General features: G+C 41.6%; 17 protein-coding genes. 16 read left to right on the top strand and 1 reads right to left on the bottom strand.

Annotated elements, in window-relative coordinates:
- Positions 1-194: 194 nt before the first annotated feature.
- The 15 genes from AC3ZPD_RS20305 to AC3ZPD_RS20375 all read left to right on the top strand — a co-directional run bounded on the left by AC3ZPD_RS20305 (position 195) and on the right by AC3ZPD_RS20375 (position 14,435).
- On the top strand, positions 195-302 hold the full coding sequence (locus AC3ZPD_RS20305; protein ID WP_490986094.1) for an IS3 family transposase: 108 nt from the start codon (positions 195-197) through the stop codon (positions 300-302).
- A gap of 778 nt (positions 303-1,080) precedes the next feature.
- Complete coding sequence (locus AC3ZPD_RS20310) at positions 1,081-1,632, top strand: reverse transcriptase domain-containing protein (RefSeq protein WP_490986095.1); 552 nt, start codon at positions 1,081-1,083, stop codon at positions 1,630-1,632.
- Positions 1,633-1,673: 41 nt separating this feature from the next.
- Complete coding sequence (locus AC3ZPD_RS20315) at positions 1,674-2,618, top strand: reverse transcriptase domain-containing protein (protein ID WP_490986096.1); 945 nt, start codon at positions 1,674-1,676, stop codon at positions 2,616-2,618.
- A 110-nt stretch (positions 2,619-2,728) separates the two neighbouring features.
- Entirely contained in the window at positions 2,729-3,016 is a 288-nt protein-coding gene (locus AC3ZPD_RS20320; RefSeq protein WP_490986097.1) for a DDE-type integrase/transposase/recombinase, read from the top strand.
- A gap of 465 nt (positions 3,017-3,481) precedes the next feature.
- On the top strand, positions 3,482-3,697 hold the full coding sequence (locus AC3ZPD_RS20325; RefSeq protein ID WP_490986098.1) for a hypothetical protein: 216 nt from the start codon (positions 3,482-3,484) through the stop codon (positions 3,695-3,697).
- A 709-nt stretch (positions 3,698-4,406) separates the two neighbouring features.
- Positions 4,407-4,634, top strand: a complete 228-nt coding sequence (locus AC3ZPD_RS20330) for a helix-turn-helix domain-containing protein (protein ID WP_490986099.1) — start codon at positions 4,407-4,409, stop codon at positions 4,632-4,634.
- Positions 4,635-4,732: 98 nt separating this feature from the next.
- Entirely contained in the window at positions 4,733-6,277 is a 1,545-nt protein-coding gene (locus tag AC3ZPD_RS20335; RefSeq protein ID WP_490986100.1) for a hypothetical protein, read from the top strand.
- A gap of 21 nt (positions 6,278-6,298) precedes the next feature.
- The gene (locus AC3ZPD_RS20340) at positions 6,299-7,447 is read left to right on the top strand and encodes a hypothetical protein (RefSeq protein ID WP_490986101.1); all 1,149 of its coding nucleotides are present in this window, start codon (positions 6,299-6,301) and stop codon (positions 7,445-7,447) included.
- Between the two features lie 346 nt (positions 7,448-7,793).
- A complete protein-coding gene (locus tag AC3ZPD_RS20345; protein WP_490986102.1) occupies positions 7,794-8,075 on the top strand; it encodes a hypothetical protein in 282 nt (93 codons plus the stop codon).
- Between the two features lie 1,022 nt (positions 8,076-9,097).
- A complete protein-coding gene (locus AC3ZPD_RS20350; protein ID WP_490986103.1) occupies positions 9,098-10,093 on the top strand; it encodes a tyrosine-type recombinase/integrase in 996 nt (331 codons plus the stop codon).
- Complete coding sequence (locus AC3ZPD_RS20355; protein WP_490986104.1) at positions 10,090-10,434, top strand: hypothetical protein; 345 nt, start codon at positions 10,090-10,092, stop codon at positions 10,432-10,434. The genes AC3ZPD_RS20350 and AC3ZPD_RS20355 overlap by 4 nt, the downstream gene beginning before the upstream one ends.
- Before the next feature lie 359 nt (positions 10,435-10,793).
- A complete protein-coding gene (locus AC3ZPD_RS20360) occupies positions 10,794-11,201 on the top strand; it encodes a hypothetical protein (RefSeq protein WP_490986105.1) in 408 nt (135 codons plus the stop codon).
- Positions 11,202-11,935: 734 nt separating this feature from the next.
- On the top strand, positions 11,936-12,961 hold the full coding sequence (locus AC3ZPD_RS20365) for a hypothetical protein (protein ID WP_490986106.1): 1,026 nt from the start codon (positions 11,936-11,938) through the stop codon (positions 12,959-12,961).
- 34 nt (positions 12,962-12,995) lie between these two features.
- Complete coding sequence (locus tag AC3ZPD_RS20370) at positions 12,996-13,241, top strand: helix-turn-helix domain-containing protein (protein ID WP_490986107.1); 246 nt, start codon at positions 12,996-12,998, stop codon at positions 13,239-13,241.
- A 27-nt stretch (positions 13,242-13,268) separates the two neighbouring features.
- Positions 13,269-14,435 carry a site-specific integrase gene (locus AC3ZPD_RS20375; protein WP_490986108.1) on the top strand — a complete coding sequence of 389 codons (1,167 nt, stop codon included), beginning with the start codon at positions 13,269-13,271 and terminating at the stop codon, positions 14,433-14,435.
- Positions 14,436-15,091: 656 nt separating this feature from the next.
- On the opposite strand, the gene AC3ZPD_RS20380 is transcribed toward AC3ZPD_RS20375, so the two are convergent.
- On the bottom strand, positions 15,092-15,607 hold the full coding sequence (locus tag AC3ZPD_RS20380; protein ID WP_490986109.1) for an RNA polymerase sigma factor: 516 nt from the start codon (positions 15,605-15,607) through the stop codon (positions 15,092-15,094).
- Positions 15,608-16,284: 677 nt separating this feature from the next.
- Between AC3ZPD_RS20380 and AC3ZPD_RS20385 the strand changes: the two genes are divergently transcribed.
- Positions 16,285-18,624 carry an NACHT domain-containing protein gene (locus tag AC3ZPD_RS20385; protein ID WP_490986110.1) on the top strand — a complete coding sequence of 780 codons (2,340 nt, stop codon included), beginning with the start codon at positions 16,285-16,287 and terminating at the stop codon, positions 18,622-18,624.
- Positions 18,625-18,634 lie beyond the last annotated feature (10 nt).

Consider the following 18,634-nt stretch of genomic DNA (forward strand, 5'->3'; position numbering starts at 1 on the left):
CTTATGATTACACGCCATCACACGAACCCGCTTCTCTATAATCTCTATTTATAATGGGAATTCCGACTTCTGGTAAGCTCGAACGGTCAGAGGTCACCAATTTTTAAGCCCTTTAGCACAGTAATTAAAAAGAATTTTGGTTAAAAGTTAATTAATATGGGCATGAGTGCTTATATAGAATAAAATGATAATTCGTGAAGAATCCCTATTTTGGCTATCGGCGGATGACCTGGTTCCTTCAAGAGCAAGGGCATGAGATCAACCGTAAGCGTATGCGTCGACTGGTGCGGCTCATGGTCTAGAAGCAATCTATTCGAAGCCGAACCTGAGCAAGCGCCTGCACGCTATTATACATGCCCCTACCTGCTTCGCGGATTATCGATTGACCGCCCAAATCAGGTTTAGGGAAATCGACATCACCTATAGTACGCCCAGCTAACAAGTTCCTGTAATGGGACAAGTTACTTGAGCATGTTTGGAATGCATGTTGAATTTTTTTTTTTTTAACAGACATGCCCTTCTTCTGCTGTGAGAAGAAGTGAGCCGAAGCGGCGGTGACTTGCCGACACTGGCAAGGTGACGAAGTCCGCAGGAAACGGGGCTTGCGGCGAAGCGATTACGCCAAGATGAGTCTCTAGGCTGAGCATGGGAAGGTTGAGGAACACGAACCTATTAAACCGCATCTGAGGGTTGAAATGTCACCCCTGCCTACATCGCTTAACAGGCAGGTCGCGGACTGAACTTCCGCTAGCCGTATTGGCGGAATTCACGAAAGTCGGTCAAACATGTATGTTGGCCGGCTGGGATTCACGAAGAGTGCACAGCTAGATCGTGATGTCCGCGACGACTTGCAGAATGCAAGGATAAAGACTGCGATAGGCAGCCTAACCCATGTGTGGAGTCCAACATGTGAACTGGGGAAAGTTTGCATAGATGCCAAGGGAGTGTGCTCCCCGATGCTATGCAGAATGATGGAGCCTTCGTAGTAGTCCGAGGCCGGGAAAGCCGGTCACATGGCGAAGGGAGGCAGTTTAAGTGGTTTGCTTGGCTCATTAACTAACTTTAGTGAGGTGAAGACCTTTGATAATCAGTGAAATGCAAAGCAAACTGGCGACATGGTCAACAGAAAGCAATGAACGTAAGTTCGACCGACTAATCAGACTAGTTGCTGACAGATCTTGGCTAAGTGAAGCGGTTCGCATCACTCTCGCTTCTAGCGGAGCTCGAACACCAGGTGTAGATGGCATAGACAGGCGTAAGATGGAAGAAACGCTCGAGCCAGAACTGGAACTGTTACGCCATGAACTGCTGAGCGGTAGCTACTTTCCACAACCTGCCCGACGAGTATATATTCCCAAAGCCAATGGCAAACTCAGACCGCTAGGTATCCCATGTCTTCGAGATCGTATCGTTCAAAGGGCAATGCTGATGGTAATGGAGCCGATATGGGAAAGTGATTTCCATCCGGTATCTTATGGCTTTAGACCGGCGCGGAGTGTTCATCACGCAATTCGTTCCGTCAAGATGCAGTTGCAAGATGGAAATAAACAAATGAACGCAACCGCTGGGCGCTGGGTCATTGAAGGTGACTTGGCGAGCTATTTCGATACCGTACATCATCGGCTACAATGAAAGCTGTCCGTAAACGTATCTCTGACCAGAGATTCCTTTCCTTGCTATGGAAGATAATCAAGGCAGGATGTATAGACCGTGGTCTATTTCGCGCCTCAAGCGAGGGAGTTCCGCAGGGTGGAGTCATCTCGCCGCTACTATCCAATATCATGTTACACGAATTTGATCAATGGATGGAAGCGAAATTTCTGAGCAAAAAGGTACGAAAAGATCGCTGGGCGTGGAACTTCGGCATTCAGAAAGAGCGCCCTATCGCGATACGTGAAGATCGGCAGTGGAAACCAGCAATTTCGTATTGCCGCTATGCGGATGATTTTGTGGTAATTGTCAAAGGAACCAAGGCACATGCGGAAGATATGCGTGAAGCATGTCGGGAGTTTCTCGAAGATAAGTTGAAACTCACGCTCAACATGCAGAAAACGCATATCACACACGTCAATGACGGATTTGTCTTCCTCGGACATCGCATCATTCGTAAACGAGGGGCCCGGGGACGGTTGCGTCCTGTAACGACCATTCCATGGGATAAATACCGCCGCTTTACTGAGAAATTAGTCAAGCAACTGTCTGGCGATTACGGCATGAACGCCGTGGATTTGGTTGAAAGCCTGAACCGGCAACTTACAGGATGGGCAAACTTTTATCAATACACAGATCATACAGCGACGATCTACGGCAAAGTGGATCGCACGGTGTTCTGGAAACTCGGCTACTGGCTGGCAAGAAAATACAAACGCAGCTTCCGAGTTTTGATGCGAGATTATGTCCGCTCACCGGAAAAAGGAATGGCTAAAATCTGGGTATTGCAGGGTCAGAACAGTCGGGGGTTCTATGGTGAACTGGCACTGAGAAGGTTGATCACTAGCCGCAAAGGTTGGTTCACATGGCGAAACCCAACAGAAAATCCATATATCCTACGTTCAGACAAGCGTCGAACTATTGAATCCTATTATGATGAAGTCGCCTTTGCTATAAGCAACACTTAAATGGAGAGCAGGATGCGCTGAGAGGTGCATGTCCGGTTCGGGAAGGAGAAACGGGGAAATAGTTCGACTACGCCCCGTCTCTTACTTCACTCCGGATGTGCAAAGGACTTATGTATTTGTTCAATATCATTGACCGGTACAGGCGCAAAGTCATCGATTACGAACTGTCCAACATGCTTGAAAAAGGTCTTGTGCTGAGTTGCCTCAAGCGAGCCTTTAGTCGTTGCAAACCTGAGATCATGAACAGTGAACAGGGTTCGCATTTTACGAACCGCGAGTATCTTGAACTGCTGGAGGAAGCCGGTATAAAGGTCTCGATGGACGGTAAAGGACGAGCAACGGATAATAGACGAATAAAGCGATATTTCCTCTCTCTCAAGTATGAATGCATCTCCTGAACGAATTTGAAGACCCTCGCGCGTTGCGTAAAGGGATAGCTCAGTATTTCCAATTTTACAAAAACGAGCGGCCTCATAAGTCGTTGACTAAGTCCAGCCAGTTTTATTCCCATTTATCTATTTAAATTGCATCCTAAAATACTAGATTAAGAGATCAGAAGGATTAACTTATTCCTCGGAAAATCGAGTCTTGACATTGGGGGCATTACACTTGAATAGCAACACGCTATTATTATAGTCCTTCGAAATTTAAAGATAATTCCATGGCAATGCCACTGCAATTATTTTTGAATTGGCTTTTTCACTGTAGAGTAATAATGCTAAATATCAAATCTGTAGAAGTTTGGAAATATAAAAGGTATTATTAAAGAAATAATATGGCTAAACCTAAACTTATTGGGTGGTTGGCGACAGAAAATAATGACATCTTATGTCATCAGTTCGATCTGACAGGAGGGCTATAGAATGAATAAACGTGCTAGGGGAAAGAACATTAAATTGGGGACTAACAAGGGACAATTGAATGCTCCACTTGACTGCTTCACCAAAGCTACTAAATTATCTAAAGAACAGTTGAAAAAACCTATCTTTGTAGGACCTTCAGATGATGGGGCAGACGTTAAATACGTAGAAGTCGTAAGTGGCAAAGTTTCAAAGAGAAAGCCTTCTTTCATTCGCTAATAAAGGAAAAGACCCACTATATACCGGTACCCATAGACTGGACACTATGAATTCGATGAAGTAGTTTTATTTAATGAAGTCATCAAGTTACGGGGAGAAAAAGACACCATCCGTAAGTCTCCTTATGCCCAATATAAACACTATCATCGTTTCGTTGGTAGTGAAATGCATCTTTTTTGGAAAGACATTCCGGTCTATGGGATGGATCTTAAGAGGCAACTGATTTACAAAGGCATCAGCCAATTTGTTCAATCTTTAGCTTCCATTGAGGATCAATGTTCATATTTGAGCACTTCTACATTCAGAATTGCAAATTAATTCAAGAAAGTACAGCGTCACTGTTAGTTTGAATAACGACAGAAGGGAACCCCTTCTCAAGGCAGTTCGCTTCATAGACGATGCGTTTCATTCGATATGTCGATTATTTTGTAGAATGCTACATATACCAATCCTTTTTTTCGCAACTCGTGCAACTGAAGATGATATGAATCTAGTAGTCCTGGTGCATTATGACTGATCAATCTTTCATTATCTCGCCACAAGACTACTGACTCGTTCTTTATCGCCTTGGATCACTCGTTACTCTCTTTTGCTTCTTCATCTGAGTATACGAGTTTTGTATTATAATTTACATTTATTCACACGTGACTATAGTCGGTGGAGCAATATCCAAGTCTGAAGAATACTAGTTTCAAGGTGGTGTAAGTCCTTGAAACTGGAATATCTATTTGGAGATCTCCTCAAGCAAGAGCGATTAAAAGCTGGAATGACACAGGAATCCTTGGCATTCCAAGCAGAGCTTGACCGAACATATATTAGTCTGCTGGAAACGGGAAAGCGTCAGCCTACTTTGACGACTTTGTTTGCATTGAGCAAGGCGTTAGAACTAAGGCCATCTGATATTATTAAAGAAATTGAGAAAAGAATTGGATACTAATAGCTAGGAACTGGGATTTTGTCTCAGTTCCTTTTATTTACTTTATGAATAGATTTTCGTATAGTAATTGTGACTATAGTCTACAAGGAGGGTGTACATTGAAATCATTAGTTACAACGAGTTCACTCCGCAAACTGCAACTTTCCGTTTTGTTTGGCTGGGCAGTAATTGTTGTTTGGCTTATTTCGGTGGCTGTAAACAAAGAGTACTCCGTGGGTCTGTTCTGGGTGATTATTATTCTGTCGCTCAGGTATAGCTTGTTCAAGCCTGTTACGATGTTTAGTAGCGCTATTGCAGGATGGTTGCTTTTCTCATTCTGGGACTATTTTTTTAATAGAAGTAGAAGTGCAGATTCAGGTCCAGTTGTGTTCTTTATGCTGCTTGTGTTTGGCTTAGCCCTAGCCTTAATCAAGGGCGCGATCCTGTCAGCATATTTCTTAATTCGTGAAACGGTCGAGTGGATCAGAATTGCTCGACAAAATGAAGTAAATCAGGCTGCATTGGAGGTAGCTGCGACATCAAGTGATCCAATTGCAGCTGAGGAAGGTTATGAGTTGATTCAAGCTCCCTTGATGGGCCAGACATATCCGCCAGAGAAGTTTTTTCAACATATTGGTAGTGCATTAATTGCCAAACGGTTTATCGGCAGCACTGAGCAATCGTTTGGGTGGGATTGGGCATTAAAATCTAAAGATCGTAGTATGTCCAGTAACAGAGCTTTGTTTATTGGTGGGGCAGATAAAGAAAAATCTCGAACCATTGATCAATTTTGTTACGAACACTTCCGTTATGATCCATATTCGGTATATCGAATTTCGTTTGATAGCCAGCGTTCAGGCATGGAGTACTGGTTAGGCGGTGCTTTAAGAGATCTAGAACTCGTTGCGGACGAAGAGCTTCAATTAGAAGGAGATTTGCAGGAGTTTGGAGAGGTAACGTTAATGGCGCGCCGTTTTTTTGTAGATACATATATGGATATGCTTGCTGAAATAAAGGGAGTTAGCAGAGTTAATCTCTTTCCACATGGGTCTAAATACGATGGGAAATCGGAAAGTATACTTAAAGGATATGCTGATCAAATTCAAGCAAGCCCCTACCGTGAGTTTTTGGAATACTATACTGGCAACTTTGGAGTAAAACCATGGATACGGACTGCGTCGGGCTATTTTCGTGAAGTTCCTGAGAATTTGACCTTACAAGAGAAAGCGCTTCTGCTTTTTGAGACGATTTGGGAAATGTATCAGATTCCAGCCCTATTCTCGGTGTTAGAGTCGAGTCACCATTTTATCTTTCACATCGAGATTCCTAATGAGCTTCTTATTAACGAAAAATACGAGCAGTGGTTCGAGGTAGCGTTACAGCATTTATTATGGCGGGCCGACTGGCGCAACTACGACTTTACCGTTGTTTTATCGATAGACAATCCGAACTTGTTATGTCGGTTGCCTATTCATCATCATGTCCTATTCGAGAAGAAGCACGTTGAGGAGTATACTCGTCAGACTAATATAACAATTCCAGAGGAAGTGAGGAAGCCGTTATATCATGAAGCAGCCGGGACATGCCTATGGATTAATTATATAAATGATGGTCTTTATGCATTAAAGCTACATACAGAAGAAGCGGTAGAATTCGTAAAATAAAATCTGGAGAGGTAGTGACTTATGGAGTCAAGCAATCATGGCAGATTGGACTTTTTTAGTATTTTTGATGAAGCTTTTGATAATGAACGATTGTTCCAAGTAAACGAGCATATGAAAGTCAAACTAACATGCGGCATTTTTGATCAATTGGACAAGCAGATTGTATACATCCTGTTAAATGAAAGCAGCAAACGGATAGAAGGAAAAGAATTGACTTGCCGTATTGAGTCTAGTTTATTGATGAAGAGAGTTGGAATACTTGAGACAGAGCTATACCATAGAATTAGAAAATTATTGAGCTTAGGATTAAATGTATACACGCAAATTGCTGACGCAGAATATAACTTCTGTGTAATCAAAACTCTTTCGGAGAAAGGGAGACGAGTCGCATATGAAGTGACTTTTGATCACCTGAACGTGATGACAACAGTATTTGACAATACATTTATTGATCTGCTTACTCATGGTGTAGACGAGAGACCATCAGGAGTTCATAAGTTGGTTGTCAAAGAGTCGGAACTATTCTTTTTAAGTTATATGGAGGCTTTTAATTACGGGAAGAATAAACTACAGCCTCAGCGAATTGATTATCAAATCTATCAGGTACAGAGCAATGAACTGGTTTATGCTGCGGAGTATATCAGTTCTACTAAGGAAATGAGAAATATTGATATACAGCGTCCTGAAGTCAACAAGCTTAATTTCATGGACATATTTAATTCCGAGTTTGAGAAGGACAATATATCCATTGGAATCAGTAATGAGGTTGTAGCGACGATTGAGTGTCCGGAATTGACGTTGTTAGACAAATCCGTTTTTATGACAATCTGGAGTAGCGGTGAGAAAGTCATGCTAGAAAATAATATCGTCAGTACGGTCAGTGAGGAATTACTGTATGCTGACGCTTCAATGACTGAATCTGTTTTGGAAGAGTCGCTTAAACGACTTTCACGTGTATCGATTGGAGTCAAATACTCTATTCATGGAGAACGCCGTGAAGGTCGTTACAATATATTTGACGTGGCAATTTCGAGCGATAGTGATGGGAGATTGCGAGCAGTTACAATGGGAGTAAAGTCATTAATAATTTTGGGGTGGCTATTCTCTGAGGAATCTTTAAAACCGTTTATGACTAAGGATGGTGACAGTGACATAACTCAATTAGACTAGTGGTAATTGTCGGCCCATTTTGACGACTCCTCTATACCCTTTAGAGAGCCAATTCTTTTTAAATATTCAACCCGCCATCCACGGCGACTGCTCTACAGCTGCAATAAGTGTAATTTCCTATTTGCAGCGGATTCTGTTAAGTAATATTTGTTTCGAGTCACTGTAACAGCCCTGTTCCTGTGGAATGAAGAGTCCTGAATCGTCGATTCAGGACTGAGGTATCCATTGCGGATATTGATGTGTGTTCCTTGAACTGCTCATTACGAGCTTGAATAAAACAAGTGTAAAGCTTGAAAAATAACGTTGTCAACAGTCCCGAATATAATAAATCCTTGGAGGCGATCGGATGACCGGACAGACGTATCTGGAGCTAAAAAGGCTTCAAGCGAAGCTTCTTGTCCAATATTATCGGGGGTCGTTAGAGCAACGGCTAGATGCGGAAGAAAAGCTTTATCGGCTTAAGGAAAAGTGCGATTCGGTTCAAGTTTCGTTATCTCGTGAAGAGAAGAAAACACTTATCGAGCTCTTACGAATTATGAAGCTCTATTCCAAGTATCAGGAGAGTGCCAGCGAGATGGAAAGATCTGAGATTTACGAGCAATTCAAGGTTATTCTTAAGTTAAGTTAAGTTAAGTTAATTGACTTAACTCAATTAACTTATATTCCCGTTTGGTCAAAGGATATTGCAATTTTACAGGATGAAAATGTCCGCAAATAAACTGCTTGCACATTGCAAGCGAATAATGTAGATTGAAATCATACCTTCAATCATGTATCGCCTCTGGCCAAGCGGCGCAAGAGGATTCAATTCACAAATTGCTGGAACAATATCTGGAGAAATCCGCATAATTTTTGTTAATCCCCTCATTTGAGGTGTGATCATAAGTTTTATTCGATGCTCAAATTGAGCAATTTATCTGAGATGTAAGCCCTTAAAGTAACTTTTGATCGGGATAGATATATCCTGTGACAAGTGCTTCAAGGGCTTTTATTGTTCTCCAGAGGTATTTATAAATGTTGTCGGTGCTATGCCGAGGGTTACAGTCTATCAGTCAATGAAAACTTATTGCTGATCGGATTGTCATGACCAACTTCATAAGAGAAGTGGGACGAATCTATTTTCTTGATTCGTCTTTTTGCTGTCTTCTGAGGTAGGGATGCTTGTAATAGCCGAGTATCGTCCGTTGGCTAATACACAGGACAAAGTAACGGGGCGTTAACATATTCGGGTTTCAGCGGGATCCCCAAAAACCGCTACCGCATTACCAGCTCATTATGGGCGACTTGGCTAGCCCGGCCGATAGGGGCATTAGGCAATGGAGCACAAAGCGCAAGATATAGCCGGGGAATGTCGGATATGTCGATCTTTGCTAAGGGATGGTCGGCAAAGATCTAATCAAATAAGATGTCGCCCGGCTAGTAACTATGGCCATCAGCGAAAAGCTGAAGCGGGCGACAACCCGCACCGGCTCTTGTCTGCCACACGAGGATCTCGTGCAAGTGCAAACCCATTGCTTAACGACACAACTCCATATAGACGGTTTTGACTTTGCTTGATTTATAAGGTTTTTTGGATCGAGTCTTGTAAAAGCCACTGTATATGCCAATGGGCGAAGTGTGTCCAAATTTTTAAAAAGAGGGTGATTGGTCATGGCAAGTAGAGGATGGATCAAAGACGATAACGAGCTGGCTGCATTTGCGTATCGAGAAGAGGATATAACGAATAAGGGGGTATACATTAATCTTATGAGGCAGCTTAATAGATTAGCCAAGCATACAAAAGGTGGCCTCAGTATTAAAACACAGCGCCAATACTATAATCATATGGATCAGTTTACCCGCTTCCTGGCGGACAATTTTGGGCTTCAAAATTTATCCAATATCCACGGGCGTCATATTGCAGCATACATTGAGGAGCGTCAGTCGGAGGGGCTATCTGCATCGGCGATTGATTTGGATCTCGCAGCGATCCGCTATTTTCACGATCAATATGGGAGTGAAGTGCGTAATCGAATTCCGGACAATGTAAGTTTATGCAAGCGGTACGGCATTACTCTGGATCCGCGCTCGTATGGAAAGGTTAACCGTAGATGGACGGACAATGAAATTGCTGAAATGACAGATTTAGCCATGCGTCAAGGACGCACAGATATTGCTAAGATTATTCGACTTGGTGCAGGACTGGGTTTAAGAATTCATGAGACTACGAGGCTTTCTCGACCTGATGCTTTGATGGCTGTGCGTACAGGATTTTTACACGTTAAGGGGAAGAACGGATTAGAGCGAGATGTTCCTCTCCGCGCGGATATGGGTGATCTTTTGAAGGCTGCAGCTTCTATTGTTTCCGGTGATGCTAAACTCTTTGTACCGGAGAGCCGTAAGACGCATGAGGTTATTCAGTCAGTCCAGGATTTTATTCGTAATAACCGAGACAAGGTTGTGGATTTAGAGGCCAGAATGCCTGGAGTAAAACTGACTGCGCATGGACTGAGACATTACTACGCATTTTCCCGCTATCAGGAATATAGAGTCACAGGCTTGTCTGCTGGCGCGGCACGGATGATGGTTTCGAAGCTTATCGGACATCATAGAGATGAAGTTACCCGGATTTATTTGGCTGAGACAGCAGAGGAGGATGCAGAATGATGGGAGATATTGAACAACTGCAGCACCGGATTGCTGAACTAGAAGGGCAAGTAATACATCTGCAGGAAAGTGTGGGTAAGTGGCGGCGAAAGGCCCAAGGAGCGGCACCAAGGTTTGAATACGTGTCTGAGAGGCATGAACGTGGAATGCACTATATTTCAATACCAGTAGCAGATGCGCCTTCAGATCTAACTCTACACGAAATTCAGCAGCATGTGCGGGACAATCTATTACCTCAATATTATCCATACCGGTATTATAACGTGTATACAAGCAAACGGCATGATGGCTGGGTTACAACTTTGGTAAAAGAGGATAATGTTATTGAGATGGAACGATAGGATTTTGCTGTGGGAAGCAAGTATAATGGGGTATAGGATAGAGGTCACTTCGTAATTATCATTTTGGGCGTGTTTAAAGGAAGGGGTTCAAGAATGATATTTGAGATTAACGAAGAAATGAAAAATAAAATTAATCAGTGGGATTCGTGTGAAGCACGCGATGTTTCTGGTGCTAAATTTGCGTACACATTTATTCCTACAGGGTTGGGTTTAGTAGTTACAGTTCAATGTGACGTCTGCAAAAGAACATTGGATCTAACTGATGATTTCTTACGTTGATACGTAATTTGGAAAAATTATGTAGGTGCTGATGATTGAGCATCATAATCGCTCAAGACAATCGAGCGGGAGGTATGAGGATGTTTATTATTGAAGCTCGTAACGGTAAAAGAGCGTGGATCTCAGGTATTCTTCAAGATGAAGATCAGGCAAAGGAATACTTTAATTTGATACCAGCTAATCAGAAGGGGTATCAGAGCATTGGATCGGTATGCCTAATAGAGTATCCGTTCTATATTGTAGAGGAGATAACCACCTTTAAATACCTGAATCTGAGTGATGTTGTAGATCTGCTTAGCAATATCAGCAAAATGGATGATGACGATCATTTGTATTTCAACCTATACTTTATTAATCAGGATTATCGTCATTCAGAGCCCGGGGTGGATTATATGGGGAGCTTAAACCACATGCATATCGACAATCAATTCCTAGAGCTTTATCAACGATATGGTAAGGACTTATTGGTAAGGAACGGTATGGCTTGAATGCACTCCACAGAGAAACAGCATAAAAAACATTGCGACATATTTGATGTGGCCAGTTCAAGCGATGTAGATGGAAATGATCGATATTGTTGGATCAATTAAGTTAAGTTAACACAATTAACTTTACTTAATTGAAGTGTCAGTCAAATTCGTTATTTAGGAATATCAGAAAATATCAAAAAAATAATTATTGAAATTGAGAATATTTTCTGTTACAAATAATATAAACATTCATTTTCAATTGCATCTGTCAGGCGATAAGGTGCGTTCTTAACTAGCTATTAGTTGGTCAACTTTTTAAAGTTCATTTTGCAAATGCAAAATTCTCTATATGAGATTATTCTTGAATTTCTTCACCACCACGTTGCCGATCGGGCAAATGAATTAAAAATTATACTAACCCGCTGGGTAGAATTATTCCTTTAGCATGTAACATGGAATAACTCTGGTTTAGCGGGTTATTTTTGTTCATAAAAACATTCAAGCTGAAAAGAAACCTAATAAAGGTTTTTTCAGCTTTTACAAATATTGATTTCCGGCTCCAATAAGCCTAAGGAGCGTTCGGAAGTTTACATTACCGCAGCAGTCGAGCGGGTTAGTGATTGAGTCAATGAGTTCTCTCTATCGGAGAATCAGTGGCTCTTTTTTTTTACATCGGAACGGCTGGCCCTCCCGCTCCGAGATGATTGGTAACTAGGGCGTAAGTAAACAAAATTTGCATGAGGTGCCTACCCATGTTGGGAAAAAAGATGTCATGTGATGTTGAGGAAATCGCTATTCATGAGAATTATTTCAAGTATTATGAGCATCCATCGTTCGAGCAACTCGAGGTGTATGCTAAGGTACTGAAGGGAAATTCCGCATTACCCATTGTTTGTATTTCGGCTGATAAGCAGGTTCTTTGCGGGGCTATTACTTGGCTGGTGTACAGGCAGATGGGACTTAGTAAAATCGATGTTTATGAAGTGGAAAAGGAGCGGGAAATCGAAATTCTTCTCATGCATGACCTGGATTACTGCCAGAATTACAAGAGAGATGCGATAAAGGTTGCTAGTCACATTGATGCTTTATGTGCAAGGTACAACATTGCACCGGGACGCAAATCGCGACAGAATGACGCGTTTACAATTGCGGATATCGCTCGCTTGTTTGGGCTCTCAGTGAGATCAATTCAACGTCATCGTCGGTTGGTTAACCTTCACGAGAGTTTTCATTCCTTTGTAAAGAGTAGAAAGATTGGATTGTTGTTAGCAACTGAGATCAGTAAGCATGATCATGAACAGCAGGTTCTCCTATTTGAAAGAATAAGTCAGGTTGAGAGTGACATGACAAAGATGAAGCAGAATGAGCTCTCGGTCATCATACAATCATTTTTGAGCGATCGTCATGATGATATTGCAGAGCCGGCAGAACCACAAATGGATGGATTAAAGCTCTACGCAAATCTAGTCTCAGCAGCAGAGAAGGTTGCGGACAGCATTCTTTCGCCGCAACGGAGTATTATTGCTAAACAAGAGCTGAGTAATAGACAAATTATCGACCTTGCGTTAGATACAAAATTATCATCTGAGAAATTGGAGAATTTAATCCGTTCTGACTATATAGCTGATGTGGGACATCAAAACGTTAAGATGCTTCTCGACAATATCGAGCACCTTACGACCTTAGGGCGTGAGTTAACTAACCTCATTACTACTCATAACTTATTTCTGCCTCAGGCAGCAGAAAAAAACATTTTGAAATTTGCTGGTAATGCTTAAGAACAATACTCTATTTATATAGGAGGCATCGTGTATGAACACCGCCACACAATTTGAATATAGTCAGGCACAACAGAATAATCGACGTAATGTACTAACATTTGCTGAAGCATGGGATGAGGTATTTGAAAAGGCTATTTCAAAGGACAAGCTCTATGCAGAAGTCAGAGCGGGGCGCATCCCTCATGCAAAGATTGGCTCCAAAATTCTCTTCCGTCGTGACACCTTAGAGGCATGGTTCAAGCAGCAAGAATCCTTAAATGTAACTTATTCCAATTAACATATATTGAAGGGATGGTATTTTTGTATGGCAAGTGTTCAAAAGCGAGGAGATAACTCATGGCTATTAGTGGTCGAGGCCGGTAACAAGGCTGATGGAACAAGAAATCGGTATACAAGGACCGTAAAAGCCAAAGGTATTCGCGAAGCGCGAAAGCTGCTCGCTGAATTCGAGACAGAAGTTGAAGCGGGCGAGTATATTGCACCTGAAAAAATGCTTTTTTCAGCGTTTGTAGATGAATGGCGTGAAAAACACGCTCGAAAGGAGCTTGGTGTAAAAACACTTGATATTTATGACAGGTTCTTGAAAAATCGCATTCTGCCAGTGTTTGGGCATATTCGTTTAGATAAAATAATGCCGATTCATATTGTTAACTTTCTTTCCAGCGAACAACGGCAGGATGGGAAAGAAGGTCCGCTTGCTTCCGGTACATTAGAATATCTCTATCGCATACTCAAGAATATTTTTTCAAGAGCAACTGAATGGCGCATTATCAAAAATAACCCTGTAGCGGATGTTAAAAAGCCTAAAGTGATACAAAAAGAGATTGACGTTTACGATGAAAATGAAATTAGTATATTATTTGATGCTCTAGAAAAGGAACCCTTTCATTGGCAGATGTTAATTTTACTTGCTATAACAACGGGCCTTCGACGAGGGGAGTTAGTTGCACTCGAATGGAAACACATTAATTTAGACACTGGAATTATTGAAGTTAAGCAAAGTATCTCGCTATCAGAGAACGGAGAAAGAATCATTACTGAACCAAAGACCAAAAAGTCTAAAAGGAAAATATCTCTACCAGACTCGATTATTGAGAATTTGAAAGAATATCACTTATACTCTCGCAAAAAGAGATTAACGTTAGGTGATGCTTGGAAAGGAGGAGATCATTTCTTTGTATTTTCAAATTCAGAAGGCAAGGCATATTACCCTGAAACGCCTTATCTGTGGTTTCGTAACTTTTTGAAAAAGAATAATCTCCGTTACATCCGATTCCATGATTTGAGACATACCTCTGCGACATTATTAATAAATCAAGGTGTCCATGCGAAAATCATTTCAGAGAGACTTGGGCATGCTAGCATTACTACGACAATGAACGTCTATGGCCATGCACTTCAGTCAGCTGATCGGGAAGCTGCGAATAAGTTTAATTCTATTGTTCCATTGAAGAAGAGAAAAACAAAGTAAGGGTATGTGAAGAAGAGAGCGTATTGACGGTTTTAGTCCAATGGGCTAATATGAAAGTTATTCAAGCTCGTAATGAGCGCTTGCTGAATTATAGATATTAAGTCCGTAATGGACAACAAATGGGATTTCTTTGAGTAGATAAGCTACTTGAAGGAATCCCATTTATTTTCATAGGTATTGATCTATTTCTTTGAAGGAGCAGGGCGTAACAATTTAGATTGCTGCTAGGATAAAGCGTAATCCGGTGACTCACAGAGTTATTAGATCCACAAGCCACCAATAGTTTTAAGGTTCAGCGGAATGAATAATTGACAGATTACAGTCGCGTACTTAAGCCTTGTCGTTGCTGTTGACGTCTTTTACAGAATAATCCACGTTCTTTTGGCCAGGTGTGCTGGGTTCTTGATGGATTTCACGAACTTGATGGTACGCTACATACAATTCGCAGTATCTTATCAGCTCGTCCACTATATTATTATGAACTTGCTGAATAGTATCTACGTTATCTATGAACCACTGGATGATATCATGAAGAATATTCATTAGGGTTTCTCTCCTTTCCTAGGGCGATCTAATATAGAACCTGAAACATGAATGATAGGGATTTAACCCCCTCACCATCCAAAGGACAGATGAGGATATTTTGAGTACCGAAACTAGCGAATAATTTTTAATCGTCCTCTCAGCTGTGCGAACAACTTCGTTTTCCTCTTATTTATTGCTTTCTGTGACAGCCCAATGTCATCAGCAATTTCTCGCTCGGATTTGCCGATACCGAAGAGGTTCATGATCCTGCGGTTGTCCGGGTCCAATTCCTCCAGGGCCGTGAACAATTCTTCGAGCAGGAGCTTGTCCGCTACGAGTTCAACGATATCGACTGCATCGGCTGCTTCAAAGCCATCTTCAGTAAACTTCTCCAATGAAAGAACACTGCTTGTCCGCTCTAGTGGCGGGAGTCCTTTTCCCGCACGTTCTAAGTCGCAAGCACGACAGCTTTTGGTGCAGCGGTTCCCTTTTTCATCTAGGCAGCGTATTTCTCGCTCCTTGCGCTTACGTTCTGCCCATGCCGGACGTTTGTAGGTGCGGTAGACTTCTTCGGTAACAGGGATTTGCTGACCATCGATTTCGATGTAACGTTGAATGCTTGTCTGCTGATTGTCTTCGTTTTTCATTTGATTTCCTCCTGTGATTTGCTGAGACTTCAGCGGCGGAGGAAACAATAGAAGGGTCTGCATCCGATGGACACAGACCCTGTTTCGCCGAATATGGGCGCACGAAACTAAGGTGGTGGCACATCGGAGCTTCGGAAACGGTCTTTATCACCGCTCACGAAACCTCTATGTAACCTCCACCGCCTCATGGCCATCTCAGCGATGTGATATATTTTCAGAGCCATATAATCCGCGGCTCCTACGGACTGGTTGTCCCTTGCCTTTGTGAGGTTTTGGGGTTCTGAGATTATGGCAATATCAGTCGCCCTAAAGGTGTTGATATTCTCGTAGTTCTCAGGTCAATTGCGGACCATTTATATCAACCGGGAATTAATCGGGTGATTATCTTTTCATATGTGTTCTTGTTTGATAGGCACCTTTTAGTTAGTCTTGTGAATTTGTAGGCGTCTTGTATAATAGAGTGGGATTAAGTATGAATAAATCGAGCTTAATGATGTTCAGTATGAGCTCAAGCTTGCTTGTCCAATGCTACAGTTCTTGTCCTCCCCTACAAGCTAATTGTAGAGAATTATGTTTCCATCTTCGTCGACTGGGGTGTGGACATTTTTCGGACAGACACGGACATTACTCCGACAATTCGGACAAGCATATTCAACGGAAATGTGAGGGATGCTAGAGTGAGGTATACGGATTTTTTCTCAAATTTTTATATGGGTAGAAGCTCTTGCGGCATCCTTGGGTATAAATCCAAAGAAAAGATACCGGAATACTTCATGAAGGCTGCATTGCCTGAGGATTGCTATGATCACTTACCAACATCGAGTAGCTCTTATGGTAAATGGTTTGATGGTACACGCAGCCCAGAAAATGTGATTTGGGGCATGGTTGTCTCCCGCTTTAACGAGGATGGTTTTATTGATAGAATTTCAAAAGACCTAAACGATAGCGAACTGCGTAATGTCATGTTCAGCTTCGAGATTGATTTGCGAGAAGGAGTATTTCCCGATAAACGTCTCTTTGCATATGCTTTAGCTAAACAGTTTTATGCGATCGCTCAAGGTAACGGTAGTGCTGATGATGTAGCCAAAAATTATTACCTGCCAGAAGCTCATATCATTTCTTTTCCGGAGTATGCAGAGAGGACGAAAGCAAAGTATGAGAAAACAGAAACGCCCTTCTCGGATGGAGAAGAGCGTTTATTAGAAGATATTTATGTTTGTAATATATTGAGCAGTCGAATTACGGCTACGAAGAATAAACACAGCAGGACCCAAGAAAAAACTATACTAGATGCAACACTTGACTTGATAGCAGAGTACTCAAAGAAAGTCATTCTCGTTGCAAACGGCGGAATGGGTAAATCAATGATGCTTCAGCATCTATTCCTCGAATCCATCCATAAGCATCTGCAAACAGGTCTGCTTCCTATCATGATCGAACTTCGTGACTTCAGTGAAAACAACGATCTATTTAACGATTATATTGTAAAGACAGCTGGGACATTTGATAGAAATCTGACTAGTAAAAAGGTAGAAGAACTTATGTCATCTGGTAAATGCCAAATCCTGATGGATGGTGCCGATGAGATTGACCCTTCGGATGTGAATGCCTTTCAACGACAAATTGCTGAACTTGCTGATAGATATCCTTATAACCAGTATGTCGTGGCATCGAGAGAGTGCGACATAATAAAGGCTGTCAAGGGATTCTCTAAACTTTATCTTCGCCCATTTAACAGAGAACAGTCGTCTACCTTAATTAATAATCTTTTGGCGGATTCTGAAGACGAGACCACAAGGAATGAGATCACAAATTACATAGAGGGTGAATACCTCCAAAAGCACAAGGTTTTTGCTTCAAATCCAATGCTGTTGACTTTCGTCATCATGAAATATCCGACAGTAGATCCCTTTCGGGGAAAAAAGAGATTATTCTACAGAACTGTGTATGATGCGATTGTATGTGGCCATGATGAGGAGAAGAAAGGTTATTCACGAGTATTTAGGAGTGCACAGAATGCCGAGGAGTTCACAAAGGTATTCAGGGAGTTTTGTGCCGCCACATACATAAAGCACGAAGTTGAGTTCGACCTCGATACATTCGATGAGTACTTTAGTAAACTGGTTACTAAAGATACACTTGAAAACCCAAAAATCATGACGAGTAAGAATTTCATCCATGATGCTTGCGCAACGGCCTGTATGATGTATGAAGAGGATATAAAGCTTTTGTATATTGACCCTGGTTTTCAGGAGTACCTATTTGCTCAGCACTTTTTCTCAGCTGCTCCTGAAGAATTAGAAACCCTTGGACGTACTCTCTGGGATGTGTCCGTAACTGATTTTGATGGATATGATGCATTTGAAATGCTAAACGAGTTTTCATCGGAAAAGTTTGAGAGATTTTTTCTTAAACCATACCTATATAATATCTTCAATGGTAAATCTGAAATTGTCGAATTTGTATCTTTCCTACGACATGGGTATAAAGAGTTCGAATATCAGGTAATTGACACTGATATGGTTGCCGTATTTGAATCTAAAAATAGCGCCTATTGGATTCCGTTGAAACCCATTATCGTAGAACCATCAAGTATTATTTTTTCAATTCTGTTGCGACGACTGGACATTTCCAACTTTTTGTGTTTGGCAATCTTTGAAAATGAACTAAACTATCCAGAGTTTATGACTGTAGGGATATTTGGAGAACACTATTTCGACTCACTTGATGGCAAAGAGAAAATCATTCCTCGTAGATTGCTGCGGCAGGATACAAACGATTTGCAAGCATATGAGAGAACGCATGTGGTGGAGAATTATGTTCGTGATGATGATCAGCATCTCGTATGCTTCGGATACGAATATAAAGTTGACTTTGATAAAGTACTTGAAACACCGGAAACCTACAGCGCTTTAATCAATATCTTAAAAACGCCGGAAGATGATGTTTGGAAAGCTTACTCCAAAGTAAAAGGATATTATGAAGAGCTAATTAAAAAATATGGTACTGATTCTTAGGGAGGGAGCT

Source organism: Paenibacillus mobilis, assembly GCF_058267595.1.